Source organism: Nocardia veterana NBRC 100344, from assembly GCF_000308855.1.
Lineage (GTDB): Bacteria > Actinomycetota > Actinomycetes > Mycobacteriales > Mycobacteriaceae > Nocardia > Nocardia veterana.
Genome location: NZ_BAGM01000014.1, coordinates 18,174 through 33,406, shown reverse-complemented (window position 1 = coordinate 33,406; position 15,233 = coordinate 18,174). Strand labels below are relative to the sequence as shown.

General features: G+C 68.3%; 17 protein-coding genes and 1 tRNA gene. 6 read left to right on the top strand and 12 right to left on the bottom strand.

What is annotated here, in order from left to right; all coding sequences use genetic code 11:
* Nucleotides 1-159 precede the first annotated feature (159 nt).
* Genes ON37_RS03565 through ON37_RS03540 form a run of 6 tightly spaced genes read right to left on the bottom strand, consistent with a single transcriptional unit; the run spans nt 160 to nt 5,683 of the window.
* Nucleotides 160-1,443: a DUF58 domain-containing protein gene (locus ON37_RS03565; protein WP_157171336.1), complete on the bottom strand. Its 1,284-nt coding sequence runs from the start codon at nt 1,441-1,443 to the stop codon at nt 160-162.
* Entirely contained in the window at nt 1,440-1,940 is a 501-nt protein-coding gene (locus tag ON37_RS30755) for a hypothetical protein (RefSeq protein ID WP_051031135.1), read from the bottom strand. Before ON37_RS30755 ends, ON37_RS03565 begins: the two co-directional genes overlap by 4 nt.
* Nucleotides 1,940-2,929 (bottom strand): DUF4129 domain-containing protein, encoded by a 990-nt coding sequence (locus tag ON37_RS30750; protein WP_051031132.1) that lies wholly within the window; start codon nt 2,927-2,929, stop codon nt 1,940-1,942. The genes ON37_RS30755 and ON37_RS30750 overlap by 1 nt, the downstream gene beginning before the upstream one ends.
* Before the next feature lie 6 nt (nt 2,930-2,935).
* Nucleotides 2,936-3,922 carry an AAA family ATPase gene (locus ON37_RS03550; protein ID WP_051031130.1) on the bottom strand — a complete coding sequence of 329 codons (987 nt, stop codon included), beginning with the start codon at nt 3,920-3,922 and terminating at the stop codon, nt 2,936-2,938.
* A gap of 10 nt (nt 3,923-3,932) precedes the next feature.
* Nucleotides 3,933-4,787 carry an ABC transporter permease gene (locus tag ON37_RS03545; protein ID WP_040716624.1) on the bottom strand — a complete coding sequence of 285 codons (855 nt, stop codon included), beginning with the start codon at nt 4,785-4,787 and terminating at the stop codon, nt 3,933-3,935.
* 2 nt (nt 4,788-4,789) lie between these two features.
* The gene (locus ON37_RS03540) at nt 4,790-5,683 is read right to left on the bottom strand and encodes an MlaE family ABC transporter permease (RefSeq protein WP_373281973.1); all 894 of its coding nucleotides are present in this window, start codon (nt 5,681-5,683) and stop codon (nt 4,790-4,792) included.
* A gap of 242 nt (nt 5,684-5,925) precedes the next feature.
* Between ON37_RS03540 and ON37_RS03535 the strand changes: the two genes are divergently transcribed.
* The 4 genes from ON37_RS03535 (at nt 5,926) to ON37_RS03520 (ending at nt 9,340) form a co-directional block, all read left to right on the top strand.
* A tRNA-Arg gene (locus ON37_RS03535) sits at nt 5,926-5,998 on the top strand.
* A gap of 366 nt (nt 5,999-6,364) precedes the next feature.
* Nucleotides 6,365-7,480, top strand: coding sequence for a hypothetical protein (locus ON37_RS03530; protein ID WP_040716622.1), 1,116 nt, complete (start codon nt 6,365-6,367; stop codon nt 7,478-7,480).
* 141 nt (nt 7,481-7,621) lie between these two features.
* Entirely contained in the window at nt 7,622-8,890 is a 1,269-nt protein-coding gene (locus ON37_RS03525; protein ID WP_051031127.1) for a PucR family transcriptional regulator, read from the top strand.
* 189 nt (nt 8,891-9,079) lie between these two features.
* Nucleotides 9,080-9,340, top strand: a complete 261-nt coding sequence (locus tag ON37_RS03520; RefSeq protein ID WP_040716620.1) for a hypothetical protein — start codon at nt 9,080-9,082, stop codon at nt 9,338-9,340.
* A 75-nt stretch (nt 9,341-9,415) separates the two neighbouring features.
* Here the strand turns inward: ON37_RS03520 and ON37_RS03515 are convergent, their stop codons facing one another.
* The 3 genes from ON37_RS03515 to ON37_RS03505 all read right to left on the bottom strand — a co-directional run bounded on the left by ON37_RS03515 (nt 9,416) and on the right by ON37_RS03505 (nt 11,225).
* Entirely contained in the window at nt 9,416-10,696 is a 1,281-nt protein-coding gene (locus ON37_RS03515) for a sensor domain-containing diguanylate cyclase (protein ID WP_051031125.1), read from the bottom strand.
* A gap of 119 nt (nt 10,697-10,815) precedes the next feature.
* Nucleotides 10,816-11,001 carry a hypothetical protein gene (locus ON37_RS33405; protein WP_040716618.1) on the bottom strand — a complete coding sequence of 62 codons (186 nt, stop codon included), beginning with the start codon at nt 10,999-11,001 and terminating at the stop codon, nt 10,816-10,818.
* A complete protein-coding gene (locus tag ON37_RS03505) occupies nt 11,001-11,225 on the bottom strand; it encodes a hypothetical protein (protein ID WP_040716616.1) in 225 nt (74 codons plus the stop codon). Before ON37_RS03505 ends, ON37_RS33405 begins: the two co-directional genes overlap by 1 nt.
* 153 nt (nt 11,226-11,378) lie before the next feature.
* Between ON37_RS03505 and ON37_RS03500 the strand changes: the two genes are divergently transcribed.
* Nucleotides 11,379-12,548 carry a helix-turn-helix domain-containing protein gene (locus ON37_RS03500; protein ID WP_051031123.1) on the top strand — a complete coding sequence of 390 codons (1,170 nt, stop codon included), beginning with the start codon at nt 11,379-11,381 and terminating at the stop codon, nt 12,546-12,548.
* A gap of 103 nt (nt 12,549-12,651) precedes the next feature.
* On the opposite strand, the gene ON37_RS03495 is transcribed toward ON37_RS03500, so the two are convergent.
* Nucleotides 12,652-12,990 carry a hypothetical protein gene (locus tag ON37_RS03495; RefSeq protein ID WP_040716614.1) on the bottom strand — a complete coding sequence of 113 codons (339 nt, stop codon included), beginning with the start codon at nt 12,988-12,990 and terminating at the stop codon, nt 12,652-12,654.
* A gap of 188 nt (nt 12,991-13,178) precedes the next feature.
* Complete coding sequence (locus ON37_RS03490) at nt 13,179-13,778, bottom strand: TetR/AcrR family transcriptional regulator (protein ID WP_040716611.1); 600 nt, start codon at nt 13,776-13,778, stop codon at nt 13,179-13,181.
* 99 nt (nt 13,779-13,877) lie between these two features.
* On the opposite strand from ON37_RS03490, the gene ON37_RS03485 reads away from it, so the two are divergent.
* Nucleotides 13,878-14,126, top strand: coding sequence for a putative antibiotic biosynthesis monooxygenase (locus tag ON37_RS03485; RefSeq protein WP_210740982.1), 249 nt, complete (start codon nt 13,878-13,880; stop codon nt 14,124-14,126).
* A 505-nt stretch (nt 14,127-14,631) separates the two neighbouring features.
* Here the strand turns inward: ON37_RS03485 and ON37_RS03475 are convergent.
* Nucleotides 14,632-15,120 (bottom strand): MarR family winged helix-turn-helix transcriptional regulator, encoded by a 489-nt coding sequence (locus tag ON37_RS03475; RefSeq protein WP_040716603.1) that lies wholly within the window; start codon nt 15,118-15,120, stop codon nt 14,632-14,634.
* Nucleotides 15,121-15,233: the final 113 nt, after the last annotated feature.

Below are 15,233 nucleotides of genomic sequence, written 5' to 3'. Positions count from 1 at the left end.
TGAGCACCGTGCCGCAGGCCACCCACCCGGTGCGCAGGCCCGCGCCGGCGGCGACCAGCACGGCCACCGCGAGGAGCGCGCCATCGGTCGTCTCCGACTGCGCCACGACCGCTCCGGCCATGGCTCCGGCGGCCGCGCCGGCGACGATCGGCGCCGGCCTCATCGGAATCTCCCGTCGACCACGGTGTCGGCGGGGTCGGAGCCCAGCACCTCGGGCACCAATCGCTCTCCCGGCCAGGGGAATACCTCGATTCCCACCGCTCGCAGGTCGCGGTACAGGCCCGACCGTTCCAGCCGCCGGAGCCGCTCGACGACCGGATCCTCGGCACCGGCGGCGGTGTCGTCCGAGACGTCGACGACGACGGTGCGGTGGCCGCGCTTGCGCAACTCCGATACGGTCGCGACGAAGCGCGTCTCGGCCAGGGTGGACAAGGCTACGACGGTCGCCGCCGGCGGGACCGCGTGCCGCGGCACCACGGTCCCGGGGAAGGTGTCCGCCGCGGGTACGTCCGGGTCCAGCAGGGTCGACATCAGGCCGACGAACTGGTGCCGCTCGGCCCCGACCGCCAGCCATCGCGGCCGGCTGCCGAGGCAGATCAGGCCCACTCGGTCGCCGGACCGCAGCGCCGCCCGGGCCAGCAGCGCCGTCGCGCGGACGGCCCGATCGGCGGCCGTACTCGGTTGCCCGCCGGTCACCACCGGGTCCTCGATCATCAGCACGATGTCGTGGGCGTGCTCGGGTGCGCGAGCGGTGACGAGAACCGATCCGCGGCGGGCGGTGGCGCGCCAATTGATCAGGCGCACACTGTCGCCGGGGGCGAACGGTCTGATGTCGGCGTATTCCGAGCCGGTGCCCGCGCGCGCGGTCGGATGCGACCCCACCCGATTCAACGACGCTCCGCCGGCGGCCGTCACCGGCTGTTCGTCGATCGCCGGCAGCACCTGCAGAATCAGCGGGCGCAGCAGCGCGGTACCGCGGGACAGGCCGGTCCGGTCCGTCAGCTCCACCTGCACCGGCACCGGATATCGCCCCCACATGCGCGGTGTCAGCCGCACCGATCGTGATTCCTCGTCCGGGTATCCAGTGGACTCGATCCCGTCGATCGCCGGGATGTACCGGCGTCGCAGCACGGCCCCGTCCGTGGTCTCGACGTGAACATGCACCTCGACCGGTTCGCCCTCGACGCATCGGACGACCGTGGTCTCGACGGTCTCCGCATCGGTGATCCAGGCCCGGACCCGGGCGGTGCCGCGACTCGTCGAAGCCCAGGCCGAGGCGAACATCGGGGCCGCGAAGACCACCAGGCGCGGCTGGGCGAACAGCAACGCGGCCGCCACCAGCAGCCCCGCGCACGACACCGCCGCCACGACCGCCGGGGCCGGCCGCCAGTGCACCGCGGATTCTCGCGAAACCGAATCATGTTGTCCCAGGGAAGTATTCACAGCTCCCCCAAACGCTCGACGATCGTGACGAAGGTGGCCCGCCCCGGGCCCGGCCGCTGTGCCGTCCCCGGCTCGGCCCCCGCCGGATCGACCCACCGCCACGACCGTTCGCCGAAGAAGTCTCGCCCCACCCGGGACGCGGCCTCGGGATCGTCGCGGTGCGTACTTCCCAGCGCCAGCAGGAATTCACGAGCCAGCACCGGCCGCACGTGCCGGTCCCACTCCCCGGCCGTGCCGTCGGCGTGGTCGAGCAGCACCGAGGCGCGAGACCGCTTGCGCAGCAGCCGGTCCCGTTCATCGGCAGCGGCGGCATCGTCGCGGGCCGCCGCGGCCACGGGTGCTCGGGCCACCTGCGTGACGAATACGACCGTGGACAGCGCGAGGACGACGGCGCCGGCGGCCGCGGCAGCGGACATCCGGTCGGCCAGCAGGGCCGCGAGCTGCACGGCGAAAGCCACGACCAGTGCGGCTGCCGCGTGGATGTCGAGTCGGGTCATCACGACCTCCCGGTGCCGATCACGGCGGTCAGTAGTTCCGCGGCCCGGTGCCGGTGCGCGTCGGTCATCGGATGCGGGCTGAAGCGGGCCTCGCAGAACAGCTCGACCAGCTCGGCCGCGGCGGGTCCGGTCACCACACCGGCTCGTACCGCCTTGGCCAGCACCTCCGCCGCCGTGTCCGCGCCGGATACCTGCATCGTGCCGGACGTGCCGAATGCCGATTCCATGACGGCGTAGCAGGCGATGATCGCGGCTCGCGGATCCCGTTGCGGCGCTGCCAGTTCGGCGGCCGCGCGCGCCGCGATCGACCGCCCCGAGGCGGGCGGCCGGTGCACCGCGACCTCCTCGGCCGCGGCAGCCACCGGGTCGCGCCGTCTGGATCGGACCACGATCACGCCGCCGGTGACGACCGCGGCCGCCACCACACACACCCCGGCGATCCCGACGGCGATCCCGGGGCCCGGCGGTGGCCCGGAGCCGGTCACCGGCGTATCCGGCGGTGGCGCCTGCCCGGCCACGGTCGAGTCGTGCGTATCGCGCATCGGGCGGATGTCGCCGGCCGGAACGGATATCCGTGCGACCGACGCCACCGCGATCACCGCGACCGTCCCCGCCGCCGCGACCGCCGCGGTGGTCAGCAGCCCGCGGCGCGAGAATCGAAGCGACCGCCGCTTTTCCGTCGAGCCGGACACCACGTCGACCGCCGGACCCGGATGCCGCAGATACGCCAGCATCGCCACCACGATGACGACGGTCGCGACGATCGCCAGCACGACCACCGGCAGCGGGCTGTGCCGTGACGGCGCTGCCGAATGCTCGGCCGGGGTATCGGCCAGCCGGGGCCCGCCGGTGCCGGCCACCACAACGACCAACGCGGCCATGAGCAGCACGAGCAGTGCCGGGCGCCGGCTCCGGCGCACCACCTCCGCGAACTCGTTCACCTGGCCCTCCACGATGCGCTCGGATCCGTCGACTTCGCTGTGCCGCACCCGATCTCAGTGGGTGCGACCGTGCGCTCCGGGCACCGAAACGCGCGGGGCGGGCACCTTCGACACGATTTCCTCGATGACCGTTTCCCCGCGAATCCGGCGCAACCACATCTCCGGACGTAGCGACACGCGATGCGCCAGCACCGGCACCGCCAGGGCCTTGACATCGTCCGGGATCACGAAATCGCGTCCGGCGAGCAAGGCGTGGGCGCGAGCCAGCTGCAACAGGTCCAGCTGCGCGCGGGGACTGGCCCCGACCTCGATGTGGATGTGGCTTCGGGTCGAGCGCACCAGCGCGACGATGTACTCGAGGATGTCGTCGTGCACGATCACCGCATCGACCGATTCGCGCATCCTCAGGACGTCCGGCAGTTCGACGACGCGATGGGCCACCGGATCCCGCACCGTGCTCTGTACTCGCCGGCGCAGCAACGACTTCTCCTCACCGGCCGTGAGATAGCCGAGTCGCAGCCGCACCGCGAACCGGTCGAGCTGCGCGTTCGGCAGTGGGTAGGTGCCCTCGTGTTCGATCGGATTCTCGGTGGCCAGCACGAGGAACGGTGACGGTAGCGGCCGGGTGGTGCCGTCGACCGACACCTGACCCTCGGCCATCGCCTCCAACAGCGCCGACTGCGTCTTCGGCGCCGTCCGGTTGATTTCGTCCGCGATGACGATATTGCTGAAGATCGGTCCCGGCCGGTATTCGAAATTGCCGGTGCGCGCGTCGAATATCGTCGATCCCACCAGATCGGCGGGCAGCATGTCCGGGGTGAACTGGACGCGGGTGACGTTCAGTCCGAGCGCACGGGCGAAAGACTTGGCCAGCAGGGTTTTCCCGAGCCCCGGTAGATCTTCGACCAGAACGTGGCCGCCGGCGAGGATCGCCGTCAGAACCGCGGTGACGATCGGACGTTTCCCGATGACGACGTTGTCGACTTCGTCCAACACTCGCTGCGCGGGCGTGCGCAGCGTCGTTTCCTCCACACCCAGCATCGCTTCCTCCTCATCCGGACAGTCGGGCGGAGCCGACGGCGGTTCCCCAAATAGCCATGGACATAGCGAGATTCACGATGACGGTGACGATGATCGACATGCGGATCGCCCGCCCCGCCGCGACGCCGACACCTTCCGGCCCACCGCTGGCGAAATAGCCGTAATAGCACTGGATGAAGATCGTCAGCGCCACCATGACGAAGACCTTCAGCACCGAGTAGAGCAGATCGATCGGCACCGCGAAGATGTCGAAATAGTGGCCGTAGGTGCCCGGCGGCACATTGCCGATGACCGCGACGGTCAGCTCGGTGGCGAGCATCGACACCGCCAGCGCCGCGACATACAGCGGAACCGCGACCACCGAACCGGCGATGATCCGGGTCGTCACCAGATACGGCATGGGCCGGATGGCCAGCGATTCCAGTGCGTCGATCTCCTCGGAGATCCGCATCGCTCCCAGCTGGGCGGTGAAGCGGCAGCCGGCCTGAACGATGAAGGCCTGGGTCGCGAGAATCGGTGCGATTTCCCGGATTCCGCCCAGCGCCGACACCGCTCCGGTGAGCTGACCGATGCTGAGCAGGTCGAGATTGGTATAGGCCTCGATCCCGACGGTCATGCCGCCGAAGGCGCACATGACGATCATGACGCCCACGGTGCCGCCGCCGGCGATCAAGGTGCCGTTGCCCCAGGACACGTCGGCGGTGAGCCGCGTGACCTCGCGCGAATAGTGCCGCAGCGTCAGCGGGATCGCCGCGAGTGAGCGGTAGAGGAAGAAGACCATGTGCCCCATCCCCGCGAGGCCGCGGGCGGGCGGGCCGGCCAGCCGGGCCGGGCGCAGCAGTGCGGGTGTGTAGCCGGATGCCATGGTTACCCCAGCCGACTCGGGACGACGGTGTCGTAGATCTGCGAGATCACCACATTGGCGCCGAAGAGCACCAGCGCCGACTGCACGACGGCGGCGTTCACGGCATCGGCGACACCGGCCGGTCCGCCTCGGGCGTTGAGGCCGTGATAGCTCGCGATGACCGCGGTGAAGATGCCGAACAGCGCGGATTTGACGAAGGCGAGCAGCAGGTCGTTCGAGTTCGCGAAACCGACGAAGGTGGAGATGAACGATCCGGAGGTGCCGTGTTCGGCGAAGACGAAGAATCCGTAGGTCGCGCCGAAGCCGACGAACACCACGAAGCCGCACAACATGACGCTGACGAGGGTGGCGGCGAGTAGCCGGGGTCCGACCAGCCGCTGCAGCGGGTCCACACCCATCACGCGCATCGCGTCGATCTCTTCACGGATGGTGCGCGAGCTGAGGTCGGCACAGATCGCGGATCCCACCGCGCCCGCGATCATGATCGACGTCACCAGTGGCGCACCCTGTTTCACGACCCCGATGCCGACGGCCGCGCCGACGAAGGACTGCGCGCCGACCTGTTTGATGACGAGGCTGACCTGGAGCGAGACCACCACCCCGACGGAAATCGCGACGATCAGGGTGGGGATCGCCGACACGCTGGACATGAAGCCGCACTGCCGCACGAATTCCCGCCAATGGAAGCGCCGGCGCACGATCGAGACGGCCACCCCCGCGATCAGCGCCTGGCTCATGGCCAACTGTCGGCCGAAGGTCTCCAACGCCCGCTTCGGATGCTCCTCCCACCACCGCATTCCGGCATCGGCAAAGGCGACCGCCCGGGAATCACGCGGCGGCCCTACCGGCAGCGGTTCATCCGGCCCCGCCGCCCGGTCCTGCATACTGACAACCATTTACTGACCTCCAGTACTTCACCGACTCACAGTATGTGAGGGTGAGTAGCTTTTGTCCAGACATGGCTCGGCCCGCCGCACGGCAGCGACCCGGCGCCGCACCGGCGCGACAGGTTAGACTGACGCACGCCCGATTCGCGGCTCACCCGAGAACGCGGCTCGGCACGGCGGACCGATAACGTTCGAGCGATGTGAATCTCGTTGCCGCAGCGGGGTTTTCAGCCCTTCGGTCGCGGTCCTCCGCCCTCGTAGCTCAGGGGATAGAGCACCGCTCTCCTAAAGCGGGTGTCGCAGGTTCGAATCCTGCCGAGGGCACGCCTTGACCTGCTGTTTCATGACAATGAGACGAACCGCGCGCCGACTCCGTGCCAGATATGCCATCCGGCTGGCCGTCCTTTCTTTCGACGCCGACGCGCGGTGTGGAACACGAGCTACCTCGGGTGTGGCAGCGGGAAACCATCGACGGCGCTCCGGGGTACCCGATGTCGGAGAACGCCGGCTCCGTGGCGTAGACCGCTCGATGGCGGCGGCAGCCATCGACGTGTGATCGGCACCAGATCGAAGGGCACGCTCTCGCGATGAGAATCGGCGGTACGCCGTCCCTCCCATCACATGGAATAGGTACCTGTATATGGGTTTTAGGCTCATGCTCAGCGCAATGAAGACCGATGAGGAGACTGCGTGTCCAAGGAAGTTCCGGAGTGGCAGTCCATCGTCGACTCTCCCTCGCAAGCACTCCTCGAGGCTGCGGACCAGCTCACGGAGAGCGGGGTGGTCGGAGTCTCGGCGGCATACTCCACCACATTCGGCACCGTCACCGGCGACTTCGTACTCACCGCGAGTGGATATGCGACCGGCACGATCAAAGACAACTATGGCTGGGACCAAGCGGAATTTCTGGCGTCGCCGACCATCAGCGCTGTGCGCGGCGACGTCGACTGGTGGGCGCGACGAGCGCCCCGCCAGATCAGTCAGCTCGCGGACAGGTGGATTTACCTCGATCGGGACATCGACTGGATCAACCCGGACCAGGGCGGCGCGTTCGCGGTCGACATAGTCGACACATTCGGTCCCCATGGCCTCGCCGACGCCATCCGGGCTGTCGCGCCCCTGGCTTCCGTCGATATGTCGGAGGTATCCGACGACTACGACATGTTCAGCGGGATAGCCGTCACTGCGGGGAAATGGACCATCACGCTGAATGGGAGCGCACCGCACGACATTTCGTCCATCTGGATGCCACTCGTCGGCGGCATCGTCGACCGATCCGCAGCCCAGGACCTCGCCTCCGACCCGCAATCCGACGATGACGACGTACCCCTGTGGGACGAAGCGGGCAGGCCAGTGGGAATCTATGTCGCGATAACCGCCCGGTCCGGCCACGCTGGAGCGCTTCAGATCCGAGCCGACCGTGTGCTCGCGGACGACGCCCGACTCGCTACCGGGGCCACCGCCCAAGTCGGCCTCACCGAACACGCGAGCCGCGTCGGCAACCTCCTCCTGGAAACGGCAAAGGCACTCGATGACCCGGACAATCCAGGACAGGCGCTCAATCGCGTACTCGCCGGACTTACCGACCTGGAACCGGTAATTGTGACGAAGCCCCCGGATGTCATTGTCGGAGTGGATGTTTCACCGATTCTCACGCCTGCCATTGTTCTGATCAATGTGCTCACCGTCCGCGTCGCCCACCTCGAAAATACGTCCCGAGACGTGGTGATCTCGACCCTTCGTGATCAACTCGATGCCGCCGCCCGACACCCACCCCCACCTAACGGCCCAGCCGACGCGGGGTAGACGTCGCTCGCGCAATGACCTCACGCGCGAGATGTGCCGGAGCCCGGACGGTCGACCACGTAAGTCAGCTGGTGCCGTTGACAGGGCGGTTGTCGCAGTTCTTGAGAATCAACCACTGTCGGCCTGAGTAGAGTCAGCCGTGTGCGTGGTCGCGAACCGGATCCTGTCATTGCCGAGCTGGCGGCCACTCTGCGGCTGCGACTCGATGACCTCGTCGACGAGCTGGTGGACCTCACCAGGGCGCAGATCGACCTCTACAAGGACGACACGGTGGTGCCGCGGGCGATGCTCGCGGCCAACCTGCGCCGCAACATCGAACGTTCGCTGGATCAACTCCAATACAACCTCCCGGTCGATGTGTCGACCGCGGAGCGGACCGGTCGCGAACGCGCGGCCATGGGAGTGCCGCTGCCCGAACTGCTCCGGGCCTACACCCTCGGTTTCTCCCTGCTGTGGAAATGGCTGCTGGACGCGGCCCGCGCGGCGGGCAGCCGGGAGACGAAGGCACTGACCGACGCGGCGGCGGATCTGTGGCTGCTGAACCTGGAATTCTCGACAGCCGTGACCGAGGCCTACCGGGACCAGATGACCGCGATCATGGTGGCCGAAGATCGCAGGCGGTCCGCTCTGGTCGCGACGCTGCTGGACGGCAGCGCCGACGACCGGCAGACGGCCTGGGAGATCTCGCAGACTCTCGGGCTGCCTTTCGAAGGGGCATTCGTGGTTGTCGCCGCCGAGTCGACCCCGATCGCCGACAAGGCGAAGGTCCATCTGGAAGACGTCCTCCGTCGGCGTGGTACCGCATCGGCATGGCGGTCGCAGCCCGATCGCGAGATCGGCATCATCTACCGAGGCAGCGGCCAAACCCTCGCCGACATTCTCGAGGTCGTCTCCGCTACCGCGGCCGCTCGGGTCGGTGTCAGTCCGGAGTTCGAACGACTCGATATGACTTCGCGTGCGGCTCGTTTCGCCCGCACGGCCCTCGAGACGATGCCTGCCGGCACCGTCGGCGTGAATCAGATCTCCGATACGCCGATCAGCGCTCTGGTCATCGCCAATCTGGATTCGACACGGCAATTCGTCTGGCGGGTCCTCGGTGGTGTGCTCACCCTGCCCGACGACGAACGCGGCACCCATCTCGCCACTGCCCGGGCCTGGCTGGATGCCGACGGTTCGGCCGCACAGGCCGCGAACGCCCTGTACTGCCACGAGAACACCGTCCGATATCGCATGCGCCGGCTGGAAGAGCGGCTGGGTTGCTCCCTGTCGAGCCCGGCCCGGCTCGCCGAATTCGTCGCCGCCCTGCAGGCGATCAACACATTTCCCGACCTCGCCTCGTACCCGGCCGACGAGTCCGCGGTGGGCAGGGCGGCAGCGTCCCCGGTGCCCGGCAGGCCGGTCGGAGCCTGATTCATCCGGTTTTGGGCTGGCGACAATCCTTCGCTCCGAATTGTGTTTTCGGCTACAACCGGATGTCAGCTGCCGGGTCCTAAGCTTTTCTGCGTCAAGCGTTTTCGGGGAATCATCGATATTCCGCAGGCGCCGGCTCGGGCAGCGACCGCCGGCTCGCCCGCGGGTTCTACGACAGGGGTGTGCACAATGACGCAGTCATCGGCTCTCGGCCGGGCCGGCTCACGGCTCAGCGGCCCTTCGCGTGAAGTTGCGAAGCGATTTGTCATCGACAGGGTCGAATCCACCGGGGCGGCAACACGAGACGACTTCGATATCGATTTGATCGTCACGACCGTGCACCAACAGACCGACGACTGGAACTTTCAGGCCATGCCCGCACCGGCGTTCTGGCGCATCGTTTCCAACTGCTTCAAAGACGAGTCGACGCCGGTGGGCGCCGACGATTGATTCTCGTCGCCCCGGAGCCCACGGTGAGGACCGGCTGTGGGCATACCCGCATTGCGGGACGCCCCCGCACGTCGATCAGGGGGCACCGGTCGAGGGTTCGGCGGGGCCGTCGGCGTCGCGGTGCAGCACCCAGGTGCCGCGGCCGGCGGCCTTGGCCCGGTACAGGCCGAGATCGGCGTCGTCGAGCAATTTCTCGGCATTCGCGCCGGCCACCGGGGCCACCACGGCCCCGATGCTGGCCGACAGCGACATCGCGGCATCCGGACCTACCGGGACCGGTTCGCGCAGCGTCGCCAGCATCGTCCGGGCGGCGGCGTCGGCGATGGCCTCGCTACACGGCGGCGCCAGCAGCGCCACGAATTCGTCTCCGCCGATCCGCCCGACGGTGACCGTCGGCGAGGTCATCGCCGCGTCCAGCCTGCGCCCCACCTCGGCCAGTACGCTGTCGCCCGCGCGGTGACCGTAGCGGTCGTTGATCATCTTGAATTCGTCGAGGTCGAGGAAGCACAAACCGATGTGGTCGGCGGGCCGGGCCGTCGCGATGATCGCTTCCAACTGTTCGAGCAGGCAGTGCCGATTCGCCAGTCCGGTCAACGGGTCGTGGCGGGCCTGCCACCACAGTTTCCGCTCCATCGCCCGGCGCTCGGTGATGTCCTGGCCGACGGCGAGCAGCCGCAGATCCCGACCGCCGGCGCCGCGCACCAGGGTCATCGTCCAGGCGCCCCAGCAGACGGTGCCGTCGGGGCGCACGAACCGCCCCTCGAAATGGACGGTGCCGCTGCGACGCCGATACAGGTCGACCACGACGTCGCGAAGCTTGTCGCGGTCCTCCGGATGCATCAGGTCCAGACCGGAGACCCCCGGCAGATCCTTCTGATCGATGCCGACCATCCGGGCGGTGGTGGGGTTGGCTTCGAGCGTGACCCCGTTGCTGTCGTAGAGCGCGATCGCCACCGCGGCGTGTTCGAACACGACCCGGAAGCGCTGGTCGGTACCCTCCCGGCGCTCGGCATCCGCCTTCAGCAATTCGGCGCTGTAGCCGCGACCCAGCTCGCCCAGCAGTACCCCGAAACGGCGCGTTCGATCCGGTAACCGGGACCGCTCCAGCAAACCGGCCACCGCCGTCGCGGCGGGGGTCAACGCGGCCGGGTCGACGAGGTTCGACCGGACCATCTCGGCACCGATCCGCGCCGCCGGGGACGGATCGAACGGCCGGCTCGACAAGGCGGCCTCGAGTTCGACGATCCACCCGGTCAGCCGGTGGATATCGGGCGGCACCGAGGTCGGCGCGGCATCGCTGCGGTGCAGGGCCGCCGACCATTCCAGGGCGATCTCGCCCACCTCGCGACTGTCCATCCGCGAGGACCTTCCTCCAGCTGAACCCTCGAGATCCAGCACCGACGTCCCCCGTCCGTTATCACCGAGCATACGAAACATCGGACACCCGCGTGGCGGTGATTCGAGACGGCCCGCCGCTATGTGGGCCGTCCCGGCCGTCGCCGGGCCTCGCCGCACCCGTCCTCGGCTTCGATCCGGCGCCGAATCGCTTCCACCGAGCGATCTTTCGGAATCCGCGGCGGCCACAGGATCGCCGCCACCAGCACCGCGACCGGCAGGCCGACCACGATCGTCCACCCCAGACATACCCACCCTCCACTCATCACACCTCCTCGTCCGCTACCGAATCCGGCACCGGGCCGACCACGTCCGCCACCGGCCCCGGATACTCCTCCGGCGCGACCGGCCACCCATCCGGACCCACGAACCACCACGAACCGTCATCGCGCTGGAGATAAAGCGGGCCGTCCTCCGGACCGAGCGCGGACCGCCGCGCAGCTCGGTCCCGCCCACCGGCAGCCCCGTCCCACCACACCGGAAAACCCACCGATCACCCCCTTCGATCGTCGATTGATCCGCACCCGCCGCGCGGGGCGAACAGGAACGAAAAAGACGCTAGGCGTGGAGAATTGGGCCGGGAAGCAACTCCGCGTTCACAACCGTCTACAACTCGACCCGGAGCACGGATACCGTGGCACACATGAATCCCGGCGGGGAGATCGTCAGCGGCGCCCAACTGCGCGCGGCGCGGGAAGCGGCCGGACTCAGCCTGTCCGCTATGGCCATGCGGACGCACTACAGCAAGCCACTACTCGGGATGTTGGAGACCGGTCAGCGCACCGTCAAGGCCGAGCACGTCCGCGCTTACGCCGGTGTGCTGGGGGTGGGTTCGGCGCTGTTCGTGGAAGCGGCGAACGGAGAACAGGCTGCGTCGGAATGGCTGTGCCGGGTCGCCTCCTCCGATCTTGGCGCCGACACGTTGGACCAGCTCGAGGCGGCCGTGGACGAGTTGGCGGCGGCGTACCCGACCACCCGGCCACGCGAGCTTCTGGTTCGTATTCGCCGCCACTTGGGCTACGCCGGTCGGCTGATGGACGGTCGAATGACTCTCACTCAACACCGGCGCCTGTTGGTCACGGTGGGCTGGCTCTCCCTCTTGGCCGCGACATGCCACATCGATCTGGGCGAGATCTCCGATGCTGCCGCACGCGGACATCTGGCATGGAAGCTCGCGGCGGAAGCGGAACACCGAGAAATCGCCGCGTGGTGCTTGGAGACCCGGGCGTGGGAACAATTGACGAGCGGGAAGTACGCGAGCGCGGTCGAGTTGTCGCGCGGGGCGCAATCACTGGCGCCGACCGGAAGTTCGGCATATATCCAGGCCACCGCACAGGAGGGCCGCGCATTGGCGCGACTCGAGGATCGGCGAGGGACCTATGCCGCGCTGCGGAGAGTGGCTCGTCTGGTGTCCGATCTGGAAACCCCTGAACGGCCGGAACACCACTTCCGGTTCGACCCCGCGAAATCGGACGCGTACGTCGCCACCACCCTCGCTTGGCTCGGCGACCCGGCCGGCGAGGGCTACGCCCGGCAGGTGCTGGCGGACCTCGGCCGCGCCCCCACAATTCGCCCGCGCCGGATCGCGATGGCGAACCTCGACCTCGCGCGCGCACTGGTCGCGGCAGACAAGCCCGACGAGGCGGCGGACATCGCGTTGACCGTCGTGACCTCCGGCGTGCTGGTCCCCTCGCATTACTGGCGCGTCGGCGAGATCCTGGCCGGGATCGCGGAGCGGGGGGCGCGGGAGGCGGTGCTGTTGCGGGAGGCGTTTCGGGAGACGTACCCCTCGGCTGGGTTGCAGGTGAACTGATCGTGCGAACCTCGGCAGGATTTCCGGTTTCCCCGCACTCACGCCCAGGTTTGCGTGGAAGCTCCGGCCGCACCGGAATGCGGGCGTGGGGCGGGCCCGCAGGTCAGTCGGGGATCACGGCGTACACCCGCACGGTGAACGGCTCGGTCGAGCCGGAGGGGTTGGCGATGTAGAAACCGCGGCGCGACAGGGATTCCCGCTCCCGGGGGATGCGGGTCTTCGATCCGGACGCGACATTGGACAGGACGCGCTGGTCGAAGTTGGCGCGCACATCCGACATCACGCTGAAGCGCGTCGCGGCGCTGTGGGGTTCGGTCAACCACAGCAGTTCCTGCACCCCGTCCGGAATGCCGGCGAGGGAGAAGTTCGCGCTGGAGCGATCTCGGCGGCCCGCCCACGGCTGAGGATCCGACTCCACCTCGGCGACCAGGACCTCAGCCATCCTCGCTCCTTTATGCGTACGAATCGTGTGCCTATCCGAGCCTAACAACGGAATGCGCCCGGGAAGGCCTACCTCGCCGATCTACCCGAAGCCGAACTACACCTGTTCGACACCTGTCGTTTCGCGCTCGAGACCCGTCTGTCCCAAACCGCCGTGCTGACAGCGGATTTCCTGGGCCACGTAACGAGCTAGGGATTGCTGACGGCGAGTTCGGCGGCAAGGTCGGCGGCGATTGCCCGGCCGATCGCCGCCCGCCGAACCCGTTGCCGCTCCGGGCCTTCCGCCGCCGCACCGGCGGCGAGCCGGTCCAGCGTCGGGAGCGCCTGCCAGCTGTAGCACAGTGACAGAATGGTCAGCAGCAGCTCTCGTGCGCGGGATTGCGACAGTTGCGGCACCGCGCGACGGATATCGCGGATCTTGCCGAGCATGCCCTCGCGCCGGACGGCCTCGGCCACCGGCACGCCCAATTCCAGCCCCTCCCAGAACAACAGGCGCGCCAGAGCCGGCTGTGCGCACAGATGATCGAAGAACCGCTCGGCGTAATCGACCACCGCCGCGGGACCCTCACCCTCGAGGTGCACCGCCTCGCCGAGCGCACCGATCTCCCGACTGATGACGGTCGCGAACAGCTGATCCTTCGGCCCGAAGTACTTGTAGATGCGCTCCTTGTTGACCCCCGCCGCCGCGGCGATGCGGTCGACGCGCGCACCGGCCAGCCCGCGCTCGCAGAATTCCGCCGCGGCGGCGTCCAGCAGCAGACGTTTGGTGCGTTCGGTGTCCCAGGCCATGCGCCCACCCTAACAAAATTCCAACCGAACAGTTGCAGATGCCGCCTCCATGGTGTCTACTCTGATCTACAACCAGTTAGTTGGAATTGAGGAGACATCGTGACCACCACCGCTCCCGGCACCACTCGGCCCACCCCCGCCCTACCCTCGATCCATCTGCGTGCCCTGCTCACCTGGCTCGCGATCTTCCCGATGGTCGCCCTCGGGATGACGGTGATGGCGCCGTTCACCGCCGACTGGTCGCCCGTGCTGCGCGCACTCGTACTGACGGCGTTCGTGGTCCCGTCCGCCGTTTACGTCGTGGTCCCCCGCCTGCTGGCGGCCTGGGCCCGGATCACCCGCCGCTGACGGCCGAAATCCCCTGCGGGCGCGGCATTTCCCCGATGCCCGCCCGCCACCCCCGCCACATTTTCGGCACGTTGGGTGCGGTCGACCTTTTCACCCGGGCCGACACGCACGGCATTCCGTGCTCGGTCGTGATCGGGTACGCCGAGGGCGAGGCGGCGCTGGCGGACCCGCGGTTGCGCAAGGATGCCCTCGGCGCCGCGGAAATATTTCGCCGCAACAGGTCCGACGCCCTGTCGAATCCGGATGTGCAGGCGCTCAGCACCCACATTCTCAACAGCGATCCATCGGATCACACGCGGCTGTGCAGGCTGCTTCTGCGTCGGCGCGCGGCCGGCCCGAATGGAGGCCACCGTCGCCCGCGCCGCTGCTGCGCAGGTTTCCGAAGCCGGCGCCGGCCCCGGACTTCACGCCGCGCCGGCAGCCCAGTCTGTTGATCCGCGGATTGACCGAACTGCCGGTCCGGCCGCACGGATAGTCGCCGCCTCGGCGGCCGGCGGGCCGGTCCTCAGCGGCCGAGCTCCTCGGCCGATTCGACGCCGGCGGTTCCCGTCCGTCGGAGGAAGTCGGCGATCACCTCGAGTTCCGCCGCCGAGTAGCGCTCGAGCACCTGGTCCATGCGCCGATTCATTCCGGAGAACACCTGGAACAGGGCGGCATTGCGTTCCCGGACGGCCCGCAGGGTGACCGCGCGGCGATCATTGGATTCCGGATCACGCTCCCGGACGATCCAGCCGCCCTTCTGCAGGCGGTCCAGGATGCCGGTCAGGGTGGCCGGATGCAGCCCGGTCCGGCGGGCCAGCACGGACGGCGAGATCGGTCCCTGCCGGTTGATCAGGTCCAGACAGGTCCAATCCACGTCGCGGAGTTCGACCTGTCCACCGAACCGCCGATTGAGCAGCGCGAGCTGGATATTCAACTCGCGCAACGCATCCTTGACGGCCACGGTCAACCGGCGCCGCTGCTGCGCGGTCGGGCCATCCGTCTGCGGGCTCATCGGTACCCCCCGGTCGGTTAATACGGTTTTCATATGATATCGCCCGCGTCGGCGTATTCGGTACCGGCTCGGATTCCGGAGGCGCGAGACCACCGAATCGGCCATCGCAAACA